This window comes from Cereibacter sediminicola, assembly GCF_007668225.1.
Taxonomy (GTDB): domain Bacteria; phylum Pseudomonadota; class Alphaproteobacteria; order Rhodobacterales; family Rhodobacteraceae; genus Cereibacter_A; species Cereibacter_A azotoformans.
In genome coordinates this window covers 27,504-51,269 of the sequence record NZ_VDEK01000003.1, presented here as the reverse complement: position 1 = coordinate 51,269, position 23,766 = coordinate 27,504, and the positions used below count along the sequence as shown (strand labels likewise).

At 68.1% G+C, this 23,766-nt stretch carries 19 protein-coding genes and 1 tRNA gene; 13 read left to right on the top strand and 7 right to left on the bottom strand.

What is annotated here, in order from left to right; genetic code table 11:
* Positions 1 to 109: 109 nt before the first annotated feature.
* Positions 110 to 709 (top strand): superoxide dismutase, encoded by a 600-nt coding sequence (locus FG154_RS02805; RefSeq protein ID WP_145104164.1) that lies wholly within the window; start codon positions 110 to 112, stop codon positions 707 to 709.
* A gap of 80 nt (positions 710 to 789) precedes the next feature.
* Here FG154_RS02805 and FG154_RS02800 read toward each other — a convergent pair whose 3' ends face one another.
* Positions 790 to 1,344 carry an LOG family protein gene (locus tag FG154_RS02800; RefSeq protein ID WP_145104162.1) on the bottom strand — a complete coding sequence of 185 codons (555 nt, stop codon included), beginning with the start codon at positions 1,342 to 1,344 and terminating at the stop codon, positions 790 to 792.
* Between the two features lie 100 nt (positions 1,345 to 1,444).
* Between FG154_RS02800 and FG154_RS02795 the strand changes: the two genes are divergently transcribed.
* Positions 1,445 to 2,818 carry a LysM peptidoglycan-binding domain-containing protein gene (locus FG154_RS02795; protein ID WP_145104160.1) on the top strand — a complete coding sequence of 458 codons (1,374 nt, stop codon included), beginning with the start codon at positions 1,445 to 1,447 and terminating at the stop codon, positions 2,816 to 2,818.
* Between the two features lie 132 nt (positions 2,819 to 2,950).
* Positions 2,951 to 4,783: an ABCB family ABC transporter ATP-binding protein/permease gene (locus tag FG154_RS02790; RefSeq protein WP_145104158.1), complete on the top strand. Its 1,833-nt coding sequence runs from the start codon at positions 2,951 to 2,953 to the stop codon at positions 4,781 to 4,783.
* A gap of 75 nt (positions 4,784 to 4,858) precedes the next feature.
* On the opposite strand, the gene guaA is transcribed toward FG154_RS02790, so the two are convergent.
* Positions 4,859 to 6,415, bottom strand: coding sequence for a glutamine-hydrolyzing GMP synthase (guaA, locus tag FG154_RS02785; protein WP_145104156.1), 1,557 nt, complete (start codon positions 6,413 to 6,415; stop codon positions 4,859 to 4,861).
* Between the two features lie 191 nt (positions 6,416 to 6,606).
* Between guaA and FG154_RS02780 the strand changes: the two genes are divergently transcribed.
* A tRNA-Asp gene (locus tag FG154_RS02780) sits at positions 6,607 to 6,683 on the top strand.
* Positions 6,684 to 6,877: 194 nt separating this feature from the next.
* On the opposite strand, the gene FG154_RS02775 is transcribed toward FG154_RS02780, so the two are convergent.
* Both FG154_RS02775 and FG154_RS02770 read right to left on the bottom strand, forming a co-directional pair.
* Positions 6,878 to 7,321 (bottom strand): GNAT family N-acetyltransferase, encoded by a 444-nt coding sequence (locus FG154_RS02775; RefSeq protein ID WP_145104154.1) that lies wholly within the window; start codon positions 7,319 to 7,321, stop codon positions 6,878 to 6,880.
* Positions 7,318 to 8,691, bottom strand: coding sequence for a M20/M25/M40 family metallo-hydrolase (locus tag FG154_RS02770; protein ID WP_145104152.1), 1,374 nt, complete (start codon positions 8,689 to 8,691; stop codon positions 7,318 to 7,320). The genes FG154_RS02775 and FG154_RS02770 overlap by 4 nt, the downstream gene beginning before the upstream one ends.
* A gap of 234 nt (positions 8,692 to 8,925) precedes the next feature.
* Between FG154_RS02770 and FG154_RS02765 the strand changes: the two genes are divergently transcribed.
* From FG154_RS02765 to ispG, 4 genes are all read left to right on the top strand, one after another.
* Positions 8,926 to 9,495 (top strand): DUF4189 domain-containing protein, encoded by a 570-nt coding sequence (locus tag FG154_RS02765; protein ID WP_145104150.1) that lies wholly within the window; start codon positions 8,926 to 8,928, stop codon positions 9,493 to 9,495.
* Positions 9,496 to 9,629: 134 nt separating this feature from the next.
* Positions 9,630 to 10,853 (top strand): 5-aminolevulinate synthase, encoded by a 1,224-nt coding sequence (hemA, locus tag FG154_RS02760; RefSeq protein ID WP_145104149.1) that lies wholly within the window; start codon positions 9,630 to 9,632, stop codon positions 10,851 to 10,853.
* A 112-nt stretch (positions 10,854 to 10,965) separates the two neighbouring features.
* Complete coding sequence (locus FG154_RS02755; RefSeq protein WP_145104147.1) at positions 10,966 to 12,165, top strand: helix-turn-helix domain-containing protein; 1,200 nt, start codon at positions 10,966 to 10,968, stop codon at positions 12,163 to 12,165.
* Between the two features lie 120 nt (positions 12,166 to 12,285).
* Positions 12,286 to 13,419: a flavodoxin-dependent (E)-4-hydroxy-3-methylbut-2-enyl-diphosphate synthase gene (ispG, locus tag FG154_RS02750; protein WP_145104145.1), complete on the top strand. Its 1,134-nt coding sequence runs from the start codon at positions 12,286 to 12,288 to the stop codon at positions 13,417 to 13,419.
* Positions 13,420 to 13,497: 78 nt separating this feature from the next.
* Here ispG and FG154_RS02745 read toward each other — a convergent pair whose 3' ends face one another.
* Positions 13,498 to 14,241 (bottom strand): DsbA family protein, encoded by a 744-nt coding sequence (locus tag FG154_RS02745; protein WP_145104143.1) that lies wholly within the window; start codon positions 14,239 to 14,241, stop codon positions 13,498 to 13,500.
* A 166-nt stretch (positions 14,242 to 14,407) separates the two neighbouring features.
* Between FG154_RS02745 and FG154_RS02740 the strand changes: the two genes are divergently transcribed.
* The 5 genes from FG154_RS02740 to FG154_RS02720 all read left to right on the top strand — a co-directional run bounded on the left by FG154_RS02740 (position 14,408) and on the right by FG154_RS02720 (position 21,601).
* Entirely contained in the window at positions 14,408 to 15,559 is a 1,152-nt protein-coding gene (locus FG154_RS02740; RefSeq protein WP_145104141.1) for a pyridoxal phosphate-dependent aminotransferase, read from the top strand.
* Between the two features lie 49 nt (positions 15,560 to 15,608).
* Entirely contained in the window at positions 15,609 to 16,835 is a 1,227-nt protein-coding gene (locus FG154_RS02735) for an N-acetylmuramoyl-L-alanine amidase (RefSeq protein WP_145104139.1), read from the top strand.
* 90 nt (positions 16,836 to 16,925) lie between these two features.
* On the top strand, positions 16,926 to 19,475 hold the full coding sequence (locus FG154_RS02730) for a penicillin-binding protein 1A (protein ID WP_145104137.1): 2,550 nt from the start codon (positions 16,926 to 16,928) through the stop codon (positions 19,473 to 19,475).
* Between the two features lie 92 nt (positions 19,476 to 19,567).
* On the top strand, positions 19,568 to 20,695 hold the full coding sequence (prfB, locus tag FG154_RS02725) for a peptide chain release factor 2 (RefSeq protein ID WP_145104135.1): 1,128 nt from the start codon (positions 19,568 to 19,570) through the stop codon (positions 20,693 to 20,695).
* Between the two features lie 129 nt (positions 20,696 to 20,824).
* The gene (locus FG154_RS02720; protein WP_145104133.1) at positions 20,825 to 21,601 is read left to right on the top strand and encodes a DUF2189 domain-containing protein; all 777 of its coding nucleotides are present in this window, start codon (positions 20,825 to 20,827) and stop codon (positions 21,599 to 21,601) included.
* Between the two features lie 134 nt (positions 21,602 to 21,735).
* Here FG154_RS02720 and FG154_RS02715 read toward each other — a convergent pair whose 3' ends face one another.
* Positions 21,736 to 22,254, bottom strand: a complete 519-nt coding sequence (locus tag FG154_RS02715) for a bactofilin family protein (RefSeq protein ID WP_145104131.1) — start codon at positions 22,252 to 22,254, stop codon at positions 21,736 to 21,738.
* On the bottom strand, positions 22,244 to 23,584 hold the full coding sequence (locus FG154_RS02710; RefSeq protein WP_145104129.1) for a M23 family metallopeptidase: 1,341 nt from the start codon (positions 23,582 to 23,584) through the stop codon (positions 22,244 to 22,246). The genes FG154_RS02715 and FG154_RS02710 overlap by 11 nt, the downstream gene beginning before the upstream one ends.
* Between the last annotated feature and the right edge of the window lie 182 nt (positions 23,585 to 23,766).

Below are 23,766 nucleotides of genomic sequence, written 5' to 3'. Positions count from 1 at the left end.
CGGCTTCCGGCTTCCTGCGGCATCCCGTCGCCGCGGCCTCTTGACCTCGCCGCCGGCCGCGCTCTTATTGACCGCGAACTTACGGATTGCGAAAGCAAAGGAGAGACCGATGGCCTTCACCCTTCCCGACCTTCCCTATACCCACGACGCGCTGGCCGCCCTCGGCATGTCGAAGGAGACGATGGAGTATCACCACGACATCCACCACAAGGCCTATGTCGACAATGGCAACAAGCTGATCGCCGGCACCGAGTGGGAAGGAAAGTCGGTCGAGGAGATCGTCAAGGGCACCTACCAGCCCGGCGCCGTGGCGCAGAACGGCATCTTCAACAACGCCAGCCAGCACTGGAACCACTGCCAGTTCTGGGAAATGATGGGCCCGGGCGACAAGAAGATGCCGGGCGAGCTTGAAAAGGCCCTGGCAGAGAGCTTCGGGTCGGTCGAGAAATTCACGGAAGAATTCTCGGCGGCGGGCGCGGGCCAGTTCGGGTCGGGCTGGGCCTGGCTCGTGAAGGACACCGACGGCAGCCTGAAGGTCACCAAGACCGAGAACGGCGTGAACCCGCTCTGCTTCGGCCAGACCGCGCTTCTGGGCTGCGACGTGTGGGAGCACAGCTACTACATCGACTTCCGCAACAAGCGCCCGGCCTACCTCTCCAACTTCCTCGAAAAGCTGGTGAACTGGGAGAACGTGGCCTCCCGGATGTGACCCTCGCGGGCCCATCCCTTCATTCTCGCTCAAATATCCCGGGGGTGCGGGGGCAGCGCCCCCGCCTCACCGGCCGGTCATCACGACAGGGCGGTGCGCAGCCGGGCCACCAGCGTGTCCACATCGCCCACCGCGACATAGTAGTCGCGCAGCGTCTCCTCGGCGAATCCGTGGCGGATGACATTGTCCATCAGCCCGATCAGCGGCTGCCAGTAGCCCTCCGTATCGAGCAGGAAGATCGGCTTTTCATGCAGCCCGATCTGACGCCAGGTCAGCACCTCGAAGAACTCGTCCAGCGATCCCGCGCCGCCCGGCAGCACCACGATCGCGTCCGAGTTCATGAACATGACCTTCTTGCGCTCGTGCATGTTCTCGGTGATCACCATCTGGCCCAGGTCCCGCCGTCCCTGTTCGCGGACGAGGAGATGGGTCGGAATCACGCCCATGGTTCGCCCGCCCTCGGCCAGCGCCGCCCGCGCGACTTCTCCCATCAGCCCGACGTCGCCCGCCCCGTAGACAAGCCGCCAGCCGGCCGAAGCAATTGCCCGCCCGAGGTCGCGCGCGTCCCCTGCGAAGGCGGGCCGAAGCCCGGCGCGAGAGCCGCAGAAGACGCAGACGGAGCGAAGCTGGGACATGACCGACCTGTGGATAAGGGCTTGCGTCCGGCCTTGATATCCGCGTTCCTGTGAGGGACACAAGTCAGGCGCGGCCGACCGCGCCGGGAGTGGAAGGACGATGGCCCTGATTGGCAGGATCGGATCGGTTGCCTGGGCAGCCGTTGCGGCGGGAACCGCCGCCGCGGTGGGAGGCGCCGGTTACTACGGCTGGACCTTGCGTCCGATGCCCGCTCCGCCCGCGGTGCTCGAAGGGCCGGCCGAGCCGCAGCTTGCCGCAGTCTCTCCGCCGCCTGCCCAGGGGTCCGCGACCCCCGGAACCTTTCCGCACGATCCCGCACCGCCCGATCCCGCTCCGGCCGAGCCCGAAGCCGCAGGGTCCGCAATGCCCGCGCCCGCGGCAGGGCCGGCATCCGGTGCCGCCCCGCCCGAGGCGCAGGCCCCCGAAGCCCCGCCGCTCGTGGTGCAGCCCGCCTTCGACGTGGTCCGCATCGAGAGCGACGGCTCGGCGCTGGTGGCCGGGCGCGCGCAGCGCGGCTCCGAGGTCAAGGTGCTGGTCGAGGGGGAAGAGGCCGCCTCGACCACCGCGGATGCGGCCAACCGCTTTGCCGTCATGTTCACCCTTCCGGCGGATGAGCAGCCCCGGCGGCTCTCTCTGCGCATGCTGCTCGAGGACGGCACCGAGCATGAGTCCCGGGGCAGCGTGATCGTCGCGCCCATCCTGGCGCCGCGCGACAGGCTGGCCGAGGCCGACGATCCGGCCGCAGCCGCCACCCCGGCCCCCGAACCGCGCGCTCCGGCGGCGCTCCTGCTCGGAGAGGGGGAGGTCAAGGTCCTGCAGCCCGCCGGCGAGTCGCTCGACGATCTGGCGGGCGTGTCGGTGGACACGATCTCCTACGCGTCGGACGGGGCGGTGCTCCTGTCGGGCCGTGGCGGCGTGGGCGACTTCGTGCGGCTCTATCTCGACAACCGCGAGATCGCCACGGTTGCCATCGCACCCGACGGCACCTGGGCGGTCAGCCTCACCGGCATCGAGCCGGGCCGCTACCAGCTGCGGGCCGATCGCATCGGCGAGGATGGCGAGGTGGTGGCCCGGTTCGAGACCCCCTTTGCGCGCGAGACGCACGAGACGGTGGCGGCCGCCCTCGAGGCGCAGAACGGTGGCCCGCCCGCGGCCGCAGCCTCTGCGCCCGCCGCGCCCGAAGGCGCCGGATCGGCCGACGGGTCCTCGCCCAGGGTGCCGGGCGCCGATGCCACGACGCCCTTGGCCGTGCCCGACAGCCGGATTGCAGCCGGGCCCGAGGCCGAACCTCCGACCGGCGCGCCCGTCACGGTGACGGTGCAGCCCGGCTTCTCGCTCTGGCGCATCGCGCAGGACAATTTCGGCGCGGGCATGCTCTATGTGAAGGTCTATGAGGCGAACCGCTCCGCGATCCGCGATCCTGACCTCATCTATCCGGGGCAGGTCTTCACCTTGCCGGCCGCCACCGACTGATCCCGCCGCCTCGCCCCGACCGGGCAGGGGGCTATCCGTGTCCGCAGATTCTTCTGGCGGAAATGCTTCCTTTTCCGCCTCTGGTGTTCCGATGGCCGCAGGCTTAGGTAGGGCTCTCCGAGGAGATCCCCGATGAGCGAAGCGAGACAGAGGCCGGGTCCGACGCCCGCAAATCCGCCGGAATTGAGCGGCTGGGCCACGATGAAGCGCATGGCGCCCTACCTCTGGCCAAAGGGTCAGACCTGGGTGAAGCGCCGCGTGATCATCGCCATGGTCATGCTGGTGCTGGCCAAGGTGATCTCGGTCTCGACCCCCTTCTTCTACAAGGCGGCAGTGGACGCGCTGGCGGGCGATGCCCCGTCTCCGGCCTTCATGCTGGGCCTCGGCGCGGTCGGCATGACGGTGGCCTATGGGCTTGCGCGGCTGGGCGCGGTGGCCTTCGGCGAGCTTCGCGATGCGATCTTCGTCCGCGTGGGCCAGCGCGCCCTGCGCCAGCTTGCGCTCGAGACCTTCACCCACATCCACCGCCTCTCGCTGCGCTACCACATCAGCCGCAAGACCGGCGGGCTCAGCCGCATCATCGAGCGGGGGGTGAAGGGCGTCGATTTCCTGCTGCGCTTCATGCTCTTCTCGATCGGGCCGCTCATCCTCGAACTGACGCTGGTCGCGATCATCTTTGCGGTGGTGTTCGGCTTGTCCTACATGGCGGTGGTGGTGGCGACCATCGCGCTTTACGTGGCCTTCACCTTCAAGGTCACCGAATGGCGGGTGCAGATCCGCCGGCAGATGAATGAACAGGACACCGACGCCAATCAGAAGGCGATCGACTCGCTGCTGAACTTCGAGACGGTGAAGTATTTCGGCGCCGAGCAGCGCGAGGCCGAGCGCTATGACGTGGCCATGGCGGGCTACGAGAAGGCCGCGGTCAAGACCGGCCAGTCGCTCGCGTTCCTGAACGCAGGCCAGAGCATTCTCATCACCGCGGGCCTTGTCGCGGTCATGGTCATGGCCGCCTATGGCGTGCAGGCGGGCCAGTTGACGGTGGGCGATTTCGTCATGGTCAACGCCTACATGATCCAGATCACCCTGCCGCTGGGGTTCCTCGGCACGGTCTATCGCGAGATCCGGCAGGCGCTGGTGGACATGGGCCAGATGTTCGGCCTTCTGGGCCAGCCGGCCGAGGTGACGGATTCGCCGGACGCGAAGCCGCTCGCCGTGGCGGGCGGCACGGTCGAGCTGGAGAACGTCCATTTCGGCTACGATCCCGGGCGGATCATCCTCAAGGGTATCTCGCTGCGGGTCGAGGCCGGCGAGACCGTGGCGCTGGTCGGGCCCTCGGGGTCGGGCAAGTCCACCATCGGGCGGCTTCTGTTCCGCTTCTACGACGTGAACGAGGGCGCGATCCGCATCGACGGGCAGGACCTGCGGTCGGTCACGCAGGATTCGCTGCACGCCCGCATCGGAGTGGTGCCGCAGGATACGGTGCTATTCAACGACACGATCTTCTACAACATCGCCTATGGCCGTCCCCATGCCACCCCCGAGGAGGTCGAGGCGGCGGCGCGGGCGGCGAAGATCCATGACTTCATCCTGCGGCTGCCCGACGGCTACCGGACCATGGTGGGCGAGCGGGGCCTCAAGCTCTCGGGCGGCGAGAAGCAGCGCGTGGGTATCGCCCGGACCCTGCTGAAGAACCCGCCGATCCTGCTGCTGGACGAGGCGACCTCGGCGCTCGACACGCAGACCGAGCGCGACATCCAGGACTCTTTGCGCGAGATGGGCGAGGGGCGGACGGTGATCACGATCGCGCACCGGCTCTCGACCATTGCCGATGCGGACCGAATCGTGGTGCTCGAAGAGGGCCGGATCATCGAGGAGGGGCGGCACGAGCAGCTGCTCGCGCGCGGGGGCCGCTACGCCGCCATGTGGTTGCGCCAGTCGGCCGAGGAGGAAGAGGCCGCCTGAGGCCTCTTCGCGCGTCACGAGGCAGACGCCGTCAGAGGGCGGCGAAGGGCGGCGGGAAGGCTCCCGCCGCGTCCGTCATTCCCACTCGATCGTGCCCGGCGGCTTCGAGGTGATGTCGTAGGTCACCCGGTTGATGCCCTGCACCTCGTTGATGATCCGCGTTGCGGTCTCGCCGAGGAACTCGTGGGTGAAGGGGTAGTAGTCGGCCGTCATGCCGTCCACGCTGGTCACCGCGCGCAGCGCGCAGGCATAGTCGTAGGTCCGCCCGTCGCCCATCACGCCCACCGTGCGCACCGGCAGCAGCGCCACGAAGGCCTGCCAGATCTCGTCGTAAAGCCCGTGGCGGCGGATCTGGTCGATATAGACCGCATCGGCCTGCCGCAGGATCTCGAGCTTTTCGCGGGTGATCTCGCCGGGGCAGCGGATGGCGAGGCCGGGGCCGGGGAAGGGGTGACGGCCGATGAAGCTGTCGGGCAGGCCCAGTTCGCGGCCGAGCGCGCGGACCTCGTCCTTGAACAGCTCGCGCAGCGGCTCGACCAGCTTCAGGCCCATCTTCTCGGGCAGGCCGCCCACGTTGTGGTGCGACTTGATCGTGACCGAGGGACCGCCCGAGAAACTGACCGACTCGATCACATCCGGGTAAAGCGTGCCCTGCGCGAGGAACGTGGCGCCGCCCACGTCGGCCGCGTGTTTCTGGAACACGTCGATGAAGAGCCGGCCGATGGTCTTGCGCTTCACCTCGGGGTCGCTGACGCCCTCGAGCGCGCCGAGGAACAGGTCGCTCTCGTCCGCGTGGATCAGCGGCATGTTGTAGTGGTCGCGGAACATGGTGACCACCTGCTCGGCCTCGCCCAGCCGCAGAAGGCCGTGATCGACGAAGACGCAGGTCAGCTGGTCGCCGATCGCCTCGTGGATCAGGACCGCCGCGACCGAGGAGTCGACCCCGCCCGACAGGCCGCAGATCACCTTCTGATCGCCCACCTGCGCGCGGATCTTCGCGATCGCCTCTTCGCGGTAGGCGCCCATGGTCCAGTCGCCCTTGAAGCCCGCGAGCTTCACGAAATTCTCGTAGAGCTTCGCGCCCTTCGGCGTGTGGTGCACCTCGGGGTGGAACTGCACGGCGTAGAAGTGGCGCGCGGGATCGGCGGTGATGGCGAAGGGCGCGTTGGGCGAGGTGCCGAAGACCTGGAACCCCGGCGCGATCTTCGAGACATGGTCGCCGTGGCTCATCCAGACCTGCTCGCGCCCGTCCTCGAACCAGCCGTCGAGGATGGCGAGGCGGCCTTCGGCGGGCGTCACGAAGGCGCGGCCGAATTCGGCGGTTCCGTGGCCGCGCTCCACCTTGCCGCCGAGGCAGTGCATCATCACCTGCTGGCCGTAGCAGATGCCGAGGATCGGCACCCCCATCTCGAAGACGCAGGCGGGCGGCATCGGCGCGCCCTCGGCAAAGACCGAGGAGGGGCCGCCCGAGAAGATCACGGCCTTGGGAGCGAAGCCCTTCAGGAAGGCTTCGGTCACGTTCTGATAGGGGTGGATCTCGCAATAGACATTCAGCTCGCGCAGGCGGCGCGCGATGAGCTGGGTCACCTGCGACCCGAAGTCGATGATGAGAAGGCGGTCGTGCTGGGTCATGGCCTGCCATAGGCGGCAGAGGGTGACTCTGCAAGGGGGTGCGGCCGGTTTGGGACCGTGTCGGGGCAGGGTGGGCGGCCGGGCCGGGCTCTTGAAACCGACTTTCGCATTTTTCGGCGCGGGGGCGCTTGACGCCGCCCGAGAGGCTGCGTAATACCCGCCTCACGTTCGGCGGCGACCGGACGGCGCACGCGGTTGTAGCTCAGTCGGTTAGAGTACCGGCCTGTCACGCCGGGGGTCGCGGGTTCGAGCCCCGTCAACCGCGCCACTTCTTCCCACACATCACGTCGCTTTCAGACTTCAGGGACACGGGCGGCAGCCCGATCTCTGCGCGGTCAGGCCAGCACTCGCCGATCCAACCGTAAACGGTGGCCGAAGCCTTCATGCGTCCCGGGCCGGGGCCTTGATGGCGCAGGCCGGTGCAGGCGGGGGCCGGGACGCCCCGCCTGCCGAGCCGTAACCTCAGAGCATCAGGCGGTAGCGCACATGGCCGTCGGTCGGGGTGAAGCTGTCATAGAGCTTGCGCGCCGTCGTGTTGCTCTCGTTGGTGTGCCAGTAGAGCCGGTGCCAGCCGCTCGCGTGTCCGATCCCGATCAGATCCTCGATCAGGGCGCGGCCGAGGCCAAGGCCCCGCGCCTCGGGCTCGAGATAGAGATCCTCGAGATAGCCGTCCGGGTGGATGCCCCAGGTCGAGATATGCGTGTGGTGCAGCGCAAAGCCGCGCACGCGCCCCTCGGTCACCGCAAGCCGGGCGGTCAGGGGCGAGGCGGGATCCAGGATGCGCGCCCAGGTCGTGTCGATGACCTCGGGGGGGAGGGTCATCTGGTAGAAGGCCAGATAATCCCCCCAGAGGGCGCGGAAGGCGGCCTCGTCGGCCGCCGTGGCGGTGCGGATCGAGACGCTCACCCCGCGACCCGTGCAAGGACGCGGGCCCAGGAGCGGATGCCCTTGTGGAAGCTCTCGAGGTCGTATTTCTCGTTCGGCGAGTGGATCTGGTCGTCGTCCTTGCCGAAACCGACCAGCATGGCGTCCATCCCGAGAATCGTCTGGAAATAGCCCGCGATGGGGATCGAGCCGCCGCAGCCGACATAGGCGGCCGAGCGGCCCCATTCCTCGGTCAGGGCGGCGCGGGCCTGTTCGAAGGCGGGCGAGTCGGTGCGCATGTGGCCGGCGCGCGAGTTGCCGTGACCGTGGAACTCGACGCTGCAATCGGGCGGCAGCTGCGCGCGGACATGGGCGCGGAACGCCTCGCGGATCGCGTTGGGGTCCTGATCGCCCACAAGGCGGAAGCTGACCTTGGCATGGGCCTCGGCCGGCAGGACCGTCTTGAACCCCTCGCCGGTGTAGCCGCCCCAGATCCCGTTGATCTCGCAGGTCGGCCGCGACCAGATCATCTCGAGGGGCGTGCGGTCCTGCTCTCCGGCCGGCTGCGACAGGCCCACATCGCCGAGAAACCGCGCGTGATCGAAGGCGAGGCCCTGCCACTGGGCGCGGATCGCCTCGGGCAGTTCGGTCACGCCGTCGTAGAAGCCCGGCAGGGTCACGCGGCCGGTCTCGTCATGCAGGCCCGCCAGCACCTTCGTCAGCACCCGGATCGGGTTGATGGCGACGCCGCCATACATCCCGGAATGGAGGTCCTTCGAGGGCCCGCGCACCACCATCTCCTCGCCGAGCAGGCCGCGCAGCATGGTGACGATGGCGGGCGTGCGCGATTCGAACAGACCCGTGTCGCAGATCAGCGCGAGGTCGGCCGTCAGCTCGTCCGCATTCTCCTTCATGAAGGGCACGAGCGACGGAGAGCCCGATTCCTCCTCGCCCTCGAGGAAGATCGTCAGCCGGCAGGGCAGGCGGCCGTGCTCGGCCTTCCAGGCGCGGCAGGCCTCGAGGAAGGTCATCAGCTGGCCCTTGTCGTCCGAGGCGCCGCGCGCGCGGATGACCGGGCCCACCGGCGTCTCCTCGAGCGCCGGATCGAACGGGTCGCGATCCCAGAGCGACAGCGGATCGACGGGCTGCACGTCGTAGTGGCCGTAGAACAGCAGGTGCGGGCCCTCTCCGGGGGCGTGGGCCACCACCATCGGATGGCCGGGCGTCGCGCGTTTCGAGGCTTCGAACCCCAGCGAGGCGAGATCCGCCACCAGCCAGTCGGCCGCCGCGTCGCAGTGGGCGGCATAGGCGGGATCCGTCGAGATCGAGGGAATCCGCAACAGCGCCATCAGCCGGTCCAGAGCCTCGGGCAGGCTGTTGTCGATCCGGGCGAGCACCGCGTCGAGCGTCATCTTTGATCCTTCCTCATCGGGTTTGTCCGCCCTCGGGCGGCCTTGCGGGCCTCGTCGGGCCCAGGCGGGCTGGCCCTGCCGGTGCGGCAGAGAGTCCCGCCCCCGTGTATGCTGCCGCACTGTCGGAGAAGTCAATTTCGAGGAAGGCCCGCCGATCACAAGCTGCGGAGGCCCTGTGCAGCGGGGCCGGGTTGCGCTAAGAGGGCGGGCAACGATGAGGTGGCGGAGTCGAGGATGCGTCTGGCGATCATGGCAGCCCTCAGCCTTGCGGCGGCCGGGGCCGCCCTGGCCGAGCCGGTGACGGGCCGGCAGGCGGAGCGGATGCTCTTTGCGCCCCTGAAGGCCGAGGTCGAGATCCTGCCCGCGGACTTCCTGTCCGCCAATGACAAAAAGCTGCTGCGGATGGTGGTGAGCGAACAGCCCTACTACGGCGCCGTCGCCCTGTCGCCCGAGGAGGGACTCGCCTCCGAGGCGACCATCGCCGCCGCCAACCACCATTCGACCGAGGCAGCGGCCAAGGCGGCGCTGGCCGCCTGCGAGGAAAAGCGCACGGGGCGCCGGTCCTGCGAGATTGCGGCATACATCCGGCCCGCGGGCTGGAAGGGCCGCGCCCTCAGCCTATCCTCTGACGCAACACGCGGGTTTGGGGCCGACTACGGGACGCGCGGCCCCCGCGCCCTGGCGATCTCGCCCGCCACCGGCCGCTGGGGTCTCGGGCAGGGTGGGGCCGCGCAGCAGGAGGCGCTTCGGGCCTGCGCCAGCACCGGGGGCGCGCGGGACTGCGCGATCGTGGTGGCCGATTGACGCAGGGACCAATGAACGGGTTTCAAATTGGCCGGTTCCAGACTTAGGATTTGATCCTCATCAAGGCCGCGGCGCGCCGAATTTTCATTATCACACCCAGCTTGCCCGGCAGCCCGGGCGTCAGGGAGACGAAGATGGACTACAACCAGGCACTCGATACCGCTCTGAACCGGCTCCACACCGAGGGCCGGTACCGGACCTTCATCGACATCGAGCGGCGCAAGGGTGCCTTCCCGAAAGCCATGTGGCGCAAGCCCGACGGGAGCGAGAAGGAAATCACCGTCTGGTGCGGCAACGACTATCTCGGCATGGGCCAGCATCCGGTCGTGCTGGGCGCCATGCACGAGGCGCTCGAGAACACGGGCGCAGGCTCGGGCGGCACGCGCAACATCTCGGGCACGACGCTCTATCACAAGCGGCTCGAGGCCGAGCTGGCCGACCTGCACGGCAAGGAAGCCGCGCTGGTCTTCTCGTCGGCCTACATCGCCAACGACGCGACCCTCTCGACGCTTCCGCAGCTGATCCCGGGCCTCGTCATCGTATCGGACAAGCTGAACCACGCCTCGATGATCGAGGGCATCCGCCGCTCGGGCACCGAGAAGCACATCTTCAAGCACAATGACCTCGACGACCTGCGCCGCATCCTCAGCTCGATCGGCAAGGGCCGGCCGATCCTCGTGGCCTTCGAGTCGGTCTATTCGATGGACGGCGACTTCGGCTACATCAAGGAAATCTGCGACATCGCCGACGAGTTCGGCGCGCTGAAATACATCGACGAGGTGCACGCCGTCGGCATGTACGGCCCCCGTGGTGGCGGCGTGGCCGAGCGCGACGGGCTGATGGACCGGATCGACATCATCAACGGCACGCTGGGCAAGGCCTATGGCGTGTTCGGCGGCTATATCGCGGCTTCGGCGAAAATGTGTGACGCCGTGCGCTCTTACGCGCCGGGCTTCATCTTCTCGACGTCGCTGCCGCCGGTGGTGGCCGCCGGCGCCGCGGCCTCGGTGCGTCACCTCAAGGGCGACGTCGAGCTGCGCGAGAAGCACCAGACCCAGGCGAAGATCCTGAAGATGCGGCTGAAGGGTCTCGGCCTGCCGATCATCGACCACGGCTCGCACATCGTGCCGGTCCATGTCGGCGACCCGGTGCACTGCAAGATGATCTCGGACATGCTGCTCGAACATTTCGGCATCTACGTCCAGCCGATCAACTTCCCGACCGTGCCCCGCGGGACCGAGCGTCTGCGCTTCACTCCCTCGCCGGTGCATGATTCGGGGATGATCGATCACCTTGTGAAGGCCATGGATGTGCTCTGGCAGCACTGTGCGCTGAATCGCGCCGAGGTGGTTGCCTGACCGCTTCTGCGGATGCAAAGGTCTCTGCCCTGTGCTACTTCTGTCGGTACAGGATACCCTTGAGTCGGCGAGGAACCGGCCGGGGTGAAACGGGGCAGGGACGGGCAAACGCATGATCTGGCGGAGGAATCAACCTTCGACGGCCGAAGTCGACAAGCCGAAGGGTTTTGACGACTTCGAATTGCGGCTGGGCGATATCATGCGCGGTGAACGCGCCACGCTCGGCAAGAGCCTGCTCGATGTTCAGCGCGAACTCAAGATCAAGGCGACCTATATCGCCGCCATCGAGAACGCCGACGTCTCGGCTTTCGAGACGCAGGGGTTCGTGGCGGGCTATGTGCGCTCCTATGCGCGCTACCTCGGGATGGACCCGGACGAGTCCTTCGCGCGCTTCTGCAAGGAAGCCAATTTCACCACCATGCACGGGATGGCGATCTCGGTGTCCGGTGCGCGGCGGGATGCGCAGTCGCGGACCCGCGTGGGTGGGGAGGCGCGCGATCCGCTGGCCGATCCGAACGCGCTCTTCGTGCCGCGGGACGAGAGCTTTCTGGCGCGTATCGAGCCGGGCGCCGTGGGCTCGGTCTTCGTGCTGCTCGCGCTGATCGGTGGCATCGGCTACGGCGGCTGGTCCGTGCTGCAACAGGTGCAGCGCGTGCAGGTGGCCCCCGTCGATCAGGCGCCGCAGGTCGTGGCCGAGATCGATCCGCTGGGCAGCGTGAGCACGGTCGCGCCGCTGGTGCGGAGTGAGCCTGTCACGGATCTCGCCTCGGCCGATCCGGTGCAGCCCGACCTGATGGGCCGGCTCTATCGCCCGCAGGCGCAGGCGCTCGACGTGCCCGTGCTGGTGTCGCGGGATGGTCCGATCGCCGCGATCAATCCGCGGATGAGCGACAATGTGCAACGGGCCTCGCTCGAGGTCGCGCCCGAGCCGGTTGCGGCCACTCCGGTCGAGGAAGAGGTGCAGGTTGCCGAGGCGGCCCCGCCCACGGTGGAGCTTCTGGCCGTGCGGCCCTCCTGGGTGCGGGTGCAGGCCGCGGATGGCACCGTCCTGTTCGAGAAGATCCTCGATGCGGGCGAGCGGTTCGTCGTGCCGCAGATGGAGCAGCCGCCGGTCCTGCGGGCCGGAAACTCGGGCTCTCTCTACTTTGCCGTGAACGGCAAGACCTACGGTCCGTCGGCTCCGGGGGCGCAGGTCGTCAAGAATGTGGCGCTGTCGGCCGAGGCGCTGGTGGACAAATATGCCATGGCCGACCTGACCGGGGACGCGGATCTGGCCCGTTACGCCACCGTCGCCCAGAACGAGACCCGCTGACGACCGGACCCGCGCGCCCTGCCTTGCCGCAGGATGGGGCAGGGCATTTAAGCGCAGCCGGTTGTGCCGCTGCCTCGCCGGGTTTAAGTTGTCGGCGACCATCACCCGAGGTTTCCACCCATGTCGCTGAATCATGTCCGCCCCTGGCGCAACATCCACCGCCGCAAGTCGCGGCAGATCATGGTGGGGAACGTTCCGGTGGGCGGCGATGCGCCGATCTCGGTGCAGACCATGACGAACACGATCACGGCCGACGCGCCGGCGACCATCGCGCAGGTGCTGCGCGCCGCCGAAGCCGGGGCCGACATCGTCCGCGTCTCGGTGCCCGACGAGGCCTCGACCCGCGCGCTCAAGGAGATCGTGGCGGCGAGCCCGGTCCCGATCGTGGCCGACATCCATTTCCACTACAAGCGCGCCATCGAGGCCGCTGAGGCGGGGGCCGCCTGTCTCAGGATCAACCCCGGCAACATCGGCGACGCCAGCCGGGTGCGCGAGGTCATCAGGGCCGCCCGCGACCACGGCTGCTCGATGCGGATCGGGGTGAACGCGGGCTCGCTCGAAAAGCATCTGCTCGACAAATACGGCGAGCCTTGCCCCGAGGCGATGGTCGAGTCGGGTCTGGACCACATCAAGATCCTCGAGGACAACGATTTCCACGAGTACAAGATCTCGGTGAAGGCCTCGGACGTGTTCCTCGCCGCCGCGGCCTATCAGGCGCTGGCCGATGCGACAGACGCGCCGATCCACCTCGGGATCACCGAGGCGGGCGGGCTGACGGCGGGAACGGTGAAGTCGGCGGTGGGCCTTGGCAACCTCCTCTGGTCGGGGATCGGCGACACGCTGCGCGTCTCGCTCTCGGCCGATCCGGTCGAGGAGGTCAAGGTCGGCTACGAGATCCTCAAGTCGCTGGGCCTGCGCCACCGCGGCGTGACGATCATCTCCTGCCCCTCCTGCGCGCGGCAGGGGTTCGACGTGATCAAGACGGTGTCCGAACTCGAGGATCGTCTGGCGCATGTGACCACCTCGATGAGCCTCTCGATCATCGGCTGCGTGGTCAATGGTCCGGGCGAGGCGCTGATGACCGACATCGGCTTCACCGGCGGCGGCAACGGCTCGGGCATGGTGTATCTGGCCGGCAAGCAGAGCCACAAGCTCGGCAACGAGCGGATGATCGACGAGATCGTGGGCATGGTCGAGCGCCGGGCCGCCGAGATCGAGGCCGAGAAGAGCGCGGCGGCCGAGGCCGCCGAATAGCCGAGGCATTCACGCTTCGCGAATGACCGGCATGAAAAAGGCGCCCGCTCGGGCGCCTTTCCTCATCGGGGCGGGGGCTCAGCCCTTGCGCTGGCCCTCGACGATCTGGCGCATCCCGTCGAGCGGCACATAGCCGCGCACCATCGTGCGGTCGATGACGAAGGTCGGGGTTCCCGAAATCTCGAGCGTCTCGGCGAGCCGGTGGTTGGCCGCGATCACGGCCGTCACTTCGGCGTGATCCATCCGCTCGAGGATGGCGGCGCGGTCGAGCTTCATGTCGTCGGCGAGGCGGCCGAGCGCCTCCTTCGTCATGTCGCCCCGGAAGGCGATCAGCCGATCGTGCGCCTGCTTGTAGGCCTCGTCGCCGGCGATCTGCAGCACCGCGATGGCGAACCGCGAGGCCACCACCGATTCCTCGCCCAGGATCGGATATTCCTTCAGCACGAAGCGGATGTTGCCGTCGGACGTCACCAGCTCTTCGACCTCGGCATTGGCCTTGCGGCAATAGCCGCAGCGGTAGTCGATGAACTCCACCACCGTCACGTCGCCCTCGAGGTTGCCGCCGGCCCAGCTGGCGGGGTCGCGGTAGATCTCGTCCGAATGTTCCTCGAGGCGGGCGAGGTCGGCGTTGATCTGGTCAAGCTGCTGGCGCTGTTCGAGGGCGGCGAAGGCCTCCATCAGCACTTCGGGATTCTCGAGCAGATAGGCCCGGACCTCGGCGCGGAAGGCCTCGCGCTCGGCGGCGCTCATCTCGGCCTGTGCGGCAGGGGCAAGGGCGAGGGCGGCCGTCAGGGCAGCGGCACCAAGGGGGATCAGTCTCATCATGGGCTCCGGTTGGCGCGGGTCGCGGGGGCGGGTTGCGGATCAGGACAGGAACACCGATCCGGCCGCCTTGGCAACCGGATAAGCGCGAGGGCGGCGGCGGCCTGCCATTGACCTTCGCGCCCCGGTGTCTCAGGAACGGCAGGAAAAGTCTAAGAGGCGGAAGATGCGGGTTTCAAGGCGGGGAGCGGTCGATCCCTTCATCGTGATGGATGTGATGGAACAGGCCCGGACGCTGGAGGCCGCGGGCCGGTCGATCATCCACATGGAGGTGGGCCAGCCCGGAACGCCCGCGCCGGCGGGCGCGCGGGCGGCGCTGGCGCGGGCGATGGAGGCGGGGCCGCTCGGCTACACCGTGGCGCTTGGCCTGCCCGAACTGCGCAAGGGGATCGCGGACCTCTACCGCCGCTGGTACGGGGTGGAACTGGACGCCAACCGCGTGGTGGTGACGGCCGGTTCATCCTCGGCCTTCCTTCTGGCCTTCACCGCCCTCTTCGAGGCGGGCGACCGGGTGGCTCTGGGCGAGCCCGGCTATCCGAGCTACCGCCAGATCCTGCGCGCGCTGTCGCTGGAGCCGGTGGGCATCCCCACGCGGGACGAGAACCGCCTGCAACCCGTGCCCGAGGATCTGGCAGGGGTGGCCGATCTTGCGGGCCTGATCGTGGCCTCGCCGGGCAATCCGTCGGGGACGATGCTCTCGAAGGAGGCGCTGGCGGCGCTGACGGGCCATTGCGCGGAGCGCGCCATCGCCTTCATCTCGGACGAGATCTACCACGGGCTGGACTATGGCACGCGCGCGGTCTCGGCGCTCGAGATCACGGACGATGTCTATGTGGTCAATTCCTTCTCGAAATATTTCTCGATGACCGGCTGGCGGCTGGGCTGGCTGGTGGTGCCCGAGGCGCATGTGCGCCCGATCGAGCGGCTGGCGCAGAACATGTTCATCTGTCCGCCCCATGCGAGCCAGATCGCGGCGCTGGCGGCGCTGGACTGCCTGGAGGAGCTTGAGGCCAACCGCATCGTCTATGCCGAGAACCGCCGCCTGATGCTGGAAGGGCTGCCGAAGGCCGGCTTCACCCGCTTTGCCCCGCCGGATGGGGCTTTCTATGTCTATGCCGACGTGTCGGACCTGACGGACGACAGCCTGGCCTTCGCGGCCGAGATCCTGCGCGAGGCGGGGGTGGCGGTGACGCCGGGCCTCGACTTCGACCCGGTGCGCGGGGCGAGGACGCTGCGCTTCTCCTACGCGCGGGCGACGGAGGACATCGTCGAGGGGTTGCGGCGGCTCGAGGCCTTCATGGCGGCGCGCCGGCGCTGACCGTCGGAGCCTCCGGCGGGGATATTTGGACGAGCGTGAAAGGACGCGGATGGAGATCCTGAGACTGGTGCGCGGCCGGCTGGCGCTGCTCGTGGTGGTGCTGGCGACGGTGGTCGGGCCAACGGCTCTGGCGCAGGAGCTGACGGGGCTCGCCCGGCTCGATGCCGGCGCGTCGCGGATCGCCGGAAGTGGCTGGAGCGGCGTCTCGGTCGAGCTGCGGTTGAGCCAGCCGGTGCCGTGGCGCGTGCGGGTGATGGACGGGCCGCCGCGGCTGGTGATGGATTTCCGTGAGGTGGAGTTCGGCCCTGTCGAGGCGCTGCCGAAGACCACGGACCGGGTCAGGGAGGTGCGCGCCGGCGCGTTCCGGCCCGGCTGGTCGCGGCTGGTGATGGAGCTGGCCGGGCCGATGGTGGTGGAGACGGCCGGAATGCGCACGAAGGAGGGCGCGCGCATCGCGGTCACGCTGCGCAAGGCGGATGCGGCGGAGTTCGCCGCGCGGGCGGGCGCGGCCGAGCCGCCGGGCTGGGCGTTGCCGCCGGCGGCGGACCTGCCCCGGAGGGCGCAGGGGTCCGGCCCGCTGACGGTCGTGCTCGATCCCGGGCACGGTGGGATCGATCCCGGCGCCGAGCGCGGGGCCATCAGCGAGGCGAGCCTGATGCTGACGCTGGCGCGCGAACTGAAGGAGGCGCTGCTGCGCGACGGCACGTTCCGCGTGGCGATGACGCGGGAGGAGGATGTGTTCGTGCCGCTCGAGGCGCGCATCACGCGGGCACGGGCGGCGGGCGGGCAGGTGTTCGTCTCGCTTCATGCCGATGCGATTGCGGAGGGCGAGGCGGTGGGGGCCACGCTCTACACGCTGGCCGAGGAGGCTTCGGACGCGGCGGCTGCGGCGCTGGCCGAGCGGCACGACCGCGACGATCTGCTGGCGGGGATCGACCTGACCGGCCACGATGATCTGGTGGCGGGCGTGCTGATGGATCTGGCCCGGACCGAGACCGGGCCGCGCAACGAGCGGCTGGCGCTGGCGCTCGAGGCGGCCATCAGGGACCGCGGTCTGGCGATGCACCGCCATCCCCGGCAGGCCGCCAGCTTTTCGGTGCTGAAGTCGCCGGACATGCCCTCGATCCTGGTCGAGACCGGCTTCATGTCGAGCGACGCCGATCTTGCACGGCTGCGCGATCCCGCCTGGAGGGCCCGGATGATCGGGGCGCTGGTGGAGGGGCTGAAAGCCTGGGCGCGCGAGGATGCGGCGCTGAAGGAGATGCTTCGGCGCTGATCGCGAAAACGCGAAGCGGGGGCCGAGGGCAGGTTTTGCCCTTCCCGCCGCCGGCGTGTATAAGGGCGCCAACCAGAGGGGGCACCGCCATTGTTCAGGTTCGTAGGCTCGGTCTTCGGGGCCATCTTCACCGCGATCACGCTGGGCCTGCTTGCGCTGGCGCTGACCCTTGGCGCGGTGTTCTGGATGTATTCCCGCGACCTGCCGAGCCACGAGAGCCTTGCGCAATACACCCCTCCCACGATCAGCCGGATCTATTCGGGCGAGGGGCGGATCATCGACGAATTCGCGCAGGAGCGGCGGATCTTCGCGCCGATCGAGGAGATCCCGGATCTGGTCAAGAACGCCTTCATCTCGGCCGAGGACAAGAACTTCTACAGCCACCACGGCTATGACGCCCGCGGAATCGCCGTCGCCGCCTTCGAGGCGGTGCGCTCGCGCGGGCAGAACGTGCGCGGCGCCTCGACCATCACCCAGCAGGTGATGAAGAACTTCCTGCTGTCGGGCGACCGGACGGGCGAGCGCAAGATCAAGGAGATCATCCTTGCGACCCGCATTGAGGAGACGCTGCCCAAGGACAAGATCCTCGAACTCTATCTGAACGAGATCTTCCTCGGCCAGAACAGCTACGGGGTGGCGGCGGCGGCCCAGACCTACTTCAACAAGACGCTCTCGCAACTGACCCCGGCCGAGGCCGCGACGCTGGCCTCGATGCCGCAGGCGCCCAGCCAGTATCATCCGGTGCGCGCCAAGGAGCGGCTGACCCAGCGGCGCAACTACGTGCTGCGCGAGATGTTCGAGAACGGCTACATCGACGAGGCGACGCTGACCTCGTCGCTGAACGAGCCGCTGCGGTCGGTGCAGAACGGCGATTATCCCGCCTTCCGCGAGGCGCTGCCGCCGCGCGACTATTTCACCGACGAGATCCGCCGGCAGCTGTCGTCCGAGTTCGGCGAGCAGGAGTTCTTTGGCGGCGGCCTGACGATCCGCGCCACCATCGACCGCGAGCTTCAGGAGCAGGCGGCGGCGGCGCTGCGCGAGGGCCTTGAGAAGTATGACCGCAGCCTCGGGATCTGGCGCGGCACCCGGCAGGTGATCCCGGTTGAACGGCTCGGCTCGGAGGCCGACTGGCGCGCGGCGCTGGCCGAGGCGCCGGTGCCGCGCGACGTGCCGGGCTGGCATCCGGCGGTGGTGCTCGAGGTGGGGGGCAGCGCGGCCCGGATCGGCATCGAGGGCGTCGAGGAGGACGAGGACGGCCATTACATCCCCGCCGAGGACGTGACATGGGCGCGCAAGCGGCAGGCGGATGGCCGGCTTGGCCGCAAGGCGCAGGTGGCGGGCGATCTGGTTGCGGTCGGGGAGGTCGTGCTGGTGCGCGGGCTCAAGGCCGAGGACGGCAGCCTGCGCCGCTGGTCGCTGCGGCAGGTGCCCGAGGTTCAGGGCGCCTTCATGGCGATGGATGTGAACTCGGGCCGGGTGCTCGCGATGCAGGGCGGCTTCAGCTACCAGTATTCCGTCTTCAACCGCGCCACGCAGGCCACGCGCCAGCCGGGGTCGAGCTTCAAGCCCTTCGTCTATGCGGCGGCGCTGGATTCGGGCTTCACCCCGGCCACCATCGTCATTGACGCCCCGATCGAGGTGCAGACGGCGCAGGGCCTCTGGACGCCCAAGAACGCCTCGGGAAAATACTACGGGCCGACGCCGCTGCGCACGGGGGTGGAGCAGTCGCGGAACCTGATGACCGTCCGCATCGCGCAGGAAATCGGCATGGGCACCGTGGCCTCCTATGCCGAGCGGTTCGGGGTCTATGACCGGATGGGGCAGTTCCTCGCCAACGCTCTTGGCGCGGAAGAGACGACGCTGTTCAAGATGGTGGCGGCCTACGCCATGTTCGGCAATGGCGGCGAGCGGGTGCAGCCCACCCTCGTGGACCGGGTGCAGGACCGCTTCGGGCGCACGATCTATCGCCATGACCAGCGGATCTGCGAGGATTGCGCCCAGCCGCTGCTGCCCGATGGCCGGGCACCGCGCATCACCTCGAAGCGCGAGCGGGTGATGGATGCGATCACCGCCTATCAGCTCACCTCGATGATGGAGGGCGTGGTCAAGCGCGGCACGGGGCGGGGGATCAACCTGCCCGTGCCGGTGGCGGGCAAGACGGGCACCACCAACGACGCCAAGGATGTCTGGTTCATCGGCTACACCTCGAACATCGTGGCGGGTTGCTACATCGGCTACGACCAGCCGCGGTCGATGGGCTCGGCCTCGGGCGGTGGCTTCTGCGGCCCGGTGTTCCAGAGCTTCATGACCAAGGCGGTGCAGAAATACGGCGGCTCCGAGTTCCGCGTGCCGCCGGGCGGCTACTTCATCAAGATCGACCGTTTCACCGGCGCCCGGCTGCCCGACGATGCGACCGGCGAGAACGTGGTGGCCGAGTATTTCCGCCAGGGCGAGGATCCGGTCTTCGGCATGGGCGCGATGGTCGATGGCGGCTTTGCCATGGGATCGAACCTGCCGCTCTTCGCCTATGGCGAGGATGAAACCGAGCAGGGCTCGACCGTCACGACCGCCACGGGCGAGCGGAAGGTCATCCCCAAGAAGGCCGATTTCGGCACGCTCAGCTCGGGCGGCCTTTACTGAACCAGCCCCACATCGCAGGCGCGGCCCGGCCTTGCCCGGTCCGCGCCTTCGCGCTATCACCCCCGCCTGAACCGATCCGAGGACATCCGCCCATGCGCACCGAGACCCAGAACCATGTCGAGGCCATCAAGCGCTCGCTCGAGCTTCTGGGGCAGCGCATGGATCTCGAGACCGCGCCGCATCGTCTGGAAGAGTTCGATGCGATGATCGAGGACGGCAACCTCTGGAACGACCCGGCCCGGGCGCAGAAGCTGATGCGCGAGCGGCAGCAGCTGATGGACCAGCTTTCGACCTATCGGCTGATCGATAGCGGCCTGCGCGACAATGTCGAGCTGATCGAGATGGGCGAGGCCGAGGGCGACACCGAGATCGTGACCGAGGCCGAGGCGGCGATTCGCACCCTGGTCCAGACCGCGCGCGCCAAGGAGCTTGAGGCGCTGCTCGATGGCGAGGCCGACGGCAACGACACGTTCCTCGAGATCAACGCAGGCGCGGGTGGCACCGAAAGCTGCGACTGGGCCTCGATGCTGGCGCGGATGTATGTCCGCTGGGCCGAGCGCAAGGGCTACAAGGTCGAGCTTCAGTCGGAATCGGCGGGCGAAGAGGCGGGGATCAAGTCGGCCGCCTACAAGATTTCGGGGCCGAACGCCTATGGCTGGCTGAAGTCGGAGAGCGGGGTGCACCGGCTGGTGCGGATCTCGCCCTATGACTCGGCGGCGCGGCGGCACACCTCCTTCTCGTCTGTCTGGGTCTATCCGGTGGTGGACGACAATATCGAGATCGAGATCCCGGCCAACGAGATCCGCATCGACACCTATCGCTCGTCGGGCGCGGGCGGGCAGCACGTCAACACCACCGACTCGGCGGTGCGGATCACCCACCTGCCGACGAACATTGTCGTGACCTCGTCGATGAAGTCGCAGCACCAGAACCGCGAGGCCGCGATGAACGCGCTGAAGGCGCGGCTCTACCAGATGGAGCTGGACAAGCGGAACGCCGCGATCAACGCCCAGCACGAGGCCAAGGGCGAGGCGGGCTGGGGCAACCAGATCCGCTCCTACGTGCTGCAGCCCTACCAGATGGTGAAGGACCTGCGCACCGGGGTCGAAACCTCGGACACGCAGGGCGTGCTCGACGGCGACCTCGACCGCTTCATGCAGGCGACGCTGGCGCAGGACGTGGCCGGCAAGAGCCGCGCCGAGGCCAACGCCGAGGACTGAGGCGCGAACGCCCCGTCGGCCACGGGCGCTGTCTCACGATGTCCTACGAAAAGCTGAGGTGCAGAATCATCTTGGCGCTGAACGGCACCTGAGCTTACGCTTCTCCCCACGAGATGGAGGAGCCTCGGAATGTCGGAAAGCTACTTGGAACCCGCTTCGGCGGTCCCGGAGGTGCGTTTGCTCACCCCCGATGATCTGCGGACTGCGCTCTTTGCCGGGATACGGGACTTTCGCCGCGCCCCGGCCTTCGGCCTGTTCTTCTCGGCCGTCTATGTGATCTGCGGCTGGATCATCCTCTTGGCCCTCACGACGAGCGGCAACTTCTGGTGGATCCTGCCTGCGGCCGCGGGCTTTCCGATCCTCGGCCCGTTCATCGCCTGCGGTCTCTATGAGGTGAGCCGCCGGCTGGAGCTTGGCCTGCCGCTCAGGTGGGGGCAGGTGCTCGGGGTGGTGGTGGCCCAGAAGGATCGCCAGATCCCCTCGATGGCGGCCGTCGTGGTGATCTTTTTCCTGTTCTGGAACTTCCTGTCGCACATGGTCTTCGCGCTGTTCATGGGGACGCAGCCCATCGTTAACATCTCGAGTTCGCTCGACAGTTTCATGACCGCGAACGGGCTGACCCTGCTGGCGGTCGAGATGCTGATCGGGGCGGTCTTTGCCAGCATCCTGTTCTCGATCACGGTGGTCAGTCTGCCCCTGCTGCTCGACCGGGAGATGGACTTCGTGACGGCCATGATCACGAGCGTTCAGGTGGTGCAGGCCAATCCGGTGCTGATGCTGTCCTGGGGCGTCACCATCGGCGGCATCCTGTTCTTCGCCATGCTGCCGGGGTTCCTGGGGCTTCTGGTGGCGTTGCCGGTGCTGGGCCATGCCACCTGGCATCTCTACCGGCTTGCGCTCGACTGACAGGTGGCCGGCCGCCCTGTTCGCGGCCGGACCCTTCATTCGCAATCACAGGGACACGCCGCAACTGATTGAAAACATGCAAAAGGGCGCCGCGTGGGAGCCCTTGATCCTGTCGGTCCGACGGCGAAGACGGATCAGTGGTCGGCGGGTTTCGCGGCCTGCGGGGCCGGGGCCGCAGCCGGGGCCGCCGGAGCGCCGGGCTTGCCGCTCTGGAGCGGATCTTCCTGGCGCTGCACCGAGCCCTCGAAATGGGCGCCGGATTCGATGGCGATGGTCTTGTGAATGATGTCTCCCTCGACGCGGGCGGTCGAGGTGAGGCGCACCTTCAGGCCGCGCACGCGGCCGATCACGCGGCCGTTCACCACGATGTCATCGGCCATGATCTCGCCGCGGATGGTGGCGCTTTCGCCGACCGTCAGCAGGTGGGCGCGGATGTCACCCTCCACCGTGCCTTCCACCTGGATGTCGCCGGTGGTGCGGAGGTTTCCGACCACCGTCAGGTCCGAGGACAGGACCGAGGCGGAGGGCTTGGGCTTGGGCGCACCGGGCGCGAAGTCGGTCGAGGATTTCTGCACGGGAGCTTCCTGATTCTTCGGCCTGTCGGCCTCGCCCTGCTTGGGACCGGGCTCGTTGATTCTGCTCTTAGAAAACATCTTTCGCCGCCTTGATGAAGGTCATCGGGTTGACGGGAGTCCCGTCCACGCGGACCTCATAGTGGAGATGGGTGCCGGTGGACCGGCCTGTAGAGCCCATATCACCGATCCGGTCCCCGCGCGATACCCTTTGTCCCTTGTCGACCCGGATTTGGGACAGGTGGCCATAGACGGTCTGGATGCCGAAGTCGTGGCGGATCTTGATCACCCGGCCGTAGCCGTTGGCCCAGCCGGCCTCGGTCACGACGCCGTCGGCGGTGGCGTAGATCGGGCTGCCGCTGGCGCCGGCCATGTCGATCCCCTCGTGGCGGCGCTTGCCGCGGCCGAACGGGTCGTCGCGCCCGCCAAAGCCCGAGGTGTAGCGGAAGGCGGTCTTGACCGGCATTGCGAAGGGCGCCTTGGTGGCGGCCAGCCGGTAGAGGTTCATGCGGTCGAGGCCGTTCAGGATCTCGTTGGCCCGCCGCTCCTCGGGCGTGAGGTCGCCGCCCATCGTCGAGACGGTCAGCTTCGACAGCGGTCCGCCTTGACCCGAGTAGCCGCGGCGGACCTGGTTCAGAAGCGACTCGGTCGAGAGGCCCGCGGCGCGGAACATCTTGTCCAGCGGCTCCATCGAGACGGTCACCGCCTCTTCGAGGCGGGCGAAGATCAGGTCGTTGCGCGCCTGCAGTTCCGCCTTCTGCTGAAGGACCTCTTCGGTCTCTTCCTTGGCGAGCAGCACGGCCGTGGCCATGTCGTCGCGCTGGCGGGCGAGGGCGGCGAGCGCCGAGGAGACCTGCTCGAGCGTGGCTTCCGCATCGGCCATCCGCGAGCCGTCGGTGCGCGCCGAGCCGGTCTGCTCTGCCAGCGCGAGGGTCATGCGCTCGGACTGGGCGCGGGCCTCGTCGCGCTCGTCGATGGTGCGGATCAGCGTGTCCTGCAGCACCTCGATCCCGGTCTCGAGTTCCTTGCGCCGATCCTCGGTGGCGAGGAGCGCGGTCTGCATCTTCGAGACCTCGGCCAGGGCGAGGTTGAACCGCTCCTGCGCGCGCACGGCCTCTTCGGCGCGGTGGTCGCGGTCGGCGGACAGCGCATTGAGGCGGGATTCATAGAGCGCCTGCCGGCGCTGGGTCTGGTCGCGGGTGTTTCCGGCGGCGACCGAATCCATCAGCACGATGGAGGTGGCGAGAATCGTCCAGCTTACGAGGAGGGTGCCGCCCGCCAGCGCGGCGAGCTGGGTCACGGGTCGCAGACGGATGAAGCGCGTATCGCTATCGGATTTAAGGAAGAGCCGCTTTTCCGGCAGGATACGCTCAAGGCTCGAATTGATCCGATAATGAAGTCGCGTCAGCACCGGTCAGTCCCGTTTGTTGTTTCGCGGTGACGAACCATGGCCGGCTCTGGGGCCGGCTTCCTGTCCCCGCAGACTGACTAGCCAGCGGGTGGCAGGGGTGCAACCGATTTGACCAATCGGGGGATGCTGAAGGCGGAACCTTGCCTGAATGGGCGAAAACTCGCCGATAGCGGGAAAGTTCC

Excerpts from the sequence above, each read along its gene's own strand:
- FG154_RS02805 (WP_145104164.1), top strand. The coding sequence starts at position 110 with ATGGCCTTCACCCTTCCCGACCTTCCCTATACCCACGACGCGCTGGCC.
- FG154_RS02800 (WP_145104162.1), bottom strand. The coding sequence starts at position 1,344 with ATGTCCCAGCTTCGCTCCGTCTGCGTCTTCTGCGGCTCTCGCGCCGGG.
- FG154_RS02795 (WP_145104160.1), top strand. The coding sequence starts at position 1,445 with ATGGCCCTGATTGGCAGGATCGGATCGGTTGCCTGGGCAGCCGTTGCG.
- FG154_RS02790 (WP_145104158.1), top strand. The coding sequence starts at position 2,951 with ATGAGCGAAGCGAGACAGAGGCCGGGTCCGACGCCCGCAAATCCGCCG.
- guaA (WP_145104156.1), bottom strand. The coding sequence starts at position 6,415 with ATGACCCAGCACGACCGCCTTCTCATCATCGACTTCGGGTCGCAGGTG.
- FG154_RS02770 (WP_145104152.1), bottom strand. The coding sequence starts at position 8,691 with ATGACGCTCGACGCGGTGCTCGCCCGGATCGACAACAGCCTGCCCGAG.
- FG154_RS02765 (WP_145104150.1), top strand. The coding sequence starts at position 8,926 with ATGCGTCTGGCGATCATGGCAGCCCTCAGCCTTGCGGCGGCCGGGGCC.
- hemA (WP_145104149.1), top strand. The coding sequence starts at position 9,630 with ATGGACTACAACCAGGCACTCGATACCGCTCTGAACCGGCTCCACACC.
- FG154_RS02755 (WP_145104147.1), top strand. The coding sequence starts at position 10,966 with ATGATCTGGCGGAGGAATCAACCTTCGACGGCCGAAGTCGACAAGCCG.
- ispG (WP_145104145.1), top strand. The coding sequence starts at position 12,286 with ATGTCGCTGAATCATGTCCGCCCCTGGCGCAACATCCACCGCCGCAAG.
- FG154_RS02745 (WP_145104143.1), bottom strand. The coding sequence starts at position 14,241 with ATGAGACTGATCCCCCTTGGTGCCGCTGCCCTGACGGCCGCCCTCGCC.
- FG154_RS02740 (WP_145104141.1), top strand. The coding sequence starts at position 14,408 with ATGCGGGTTTCAAGGCGGGGAGCGGTCGATCCCTTCATCGTGATGGAT.
- FG154_RS02735 (WP_145104139.1), top strand. The coding sequence starts at position 15,609 with ATGGAGATCCTGAGACTGGTGCGCGGCCGGCTGGCGCTGCTCGTGGTG.
- prfB (WP_145104135.1), top strand. The coding sequence starts at position 19,568 with ATGCGCACCGAGACCCAGAACCATGTCGAGGCCATCAAGCGCTCGCTC.
- FG154_RS02720 (WP_145104133.1), top strand. The coding sequence starts at position 20,825 with ATGTCGGAAAGCTACTTGGAACCCGCTTCGGCGGTCCCGGAGGTGCGT.
- FG154_RS02715 (WP_145104131.1), bottom strand. The coding sequence starts at position 22,254 with ATGTTTTCTAAGAGCAGAATCAACGAGCCCGGTCCCAAGCAGGGCGAG.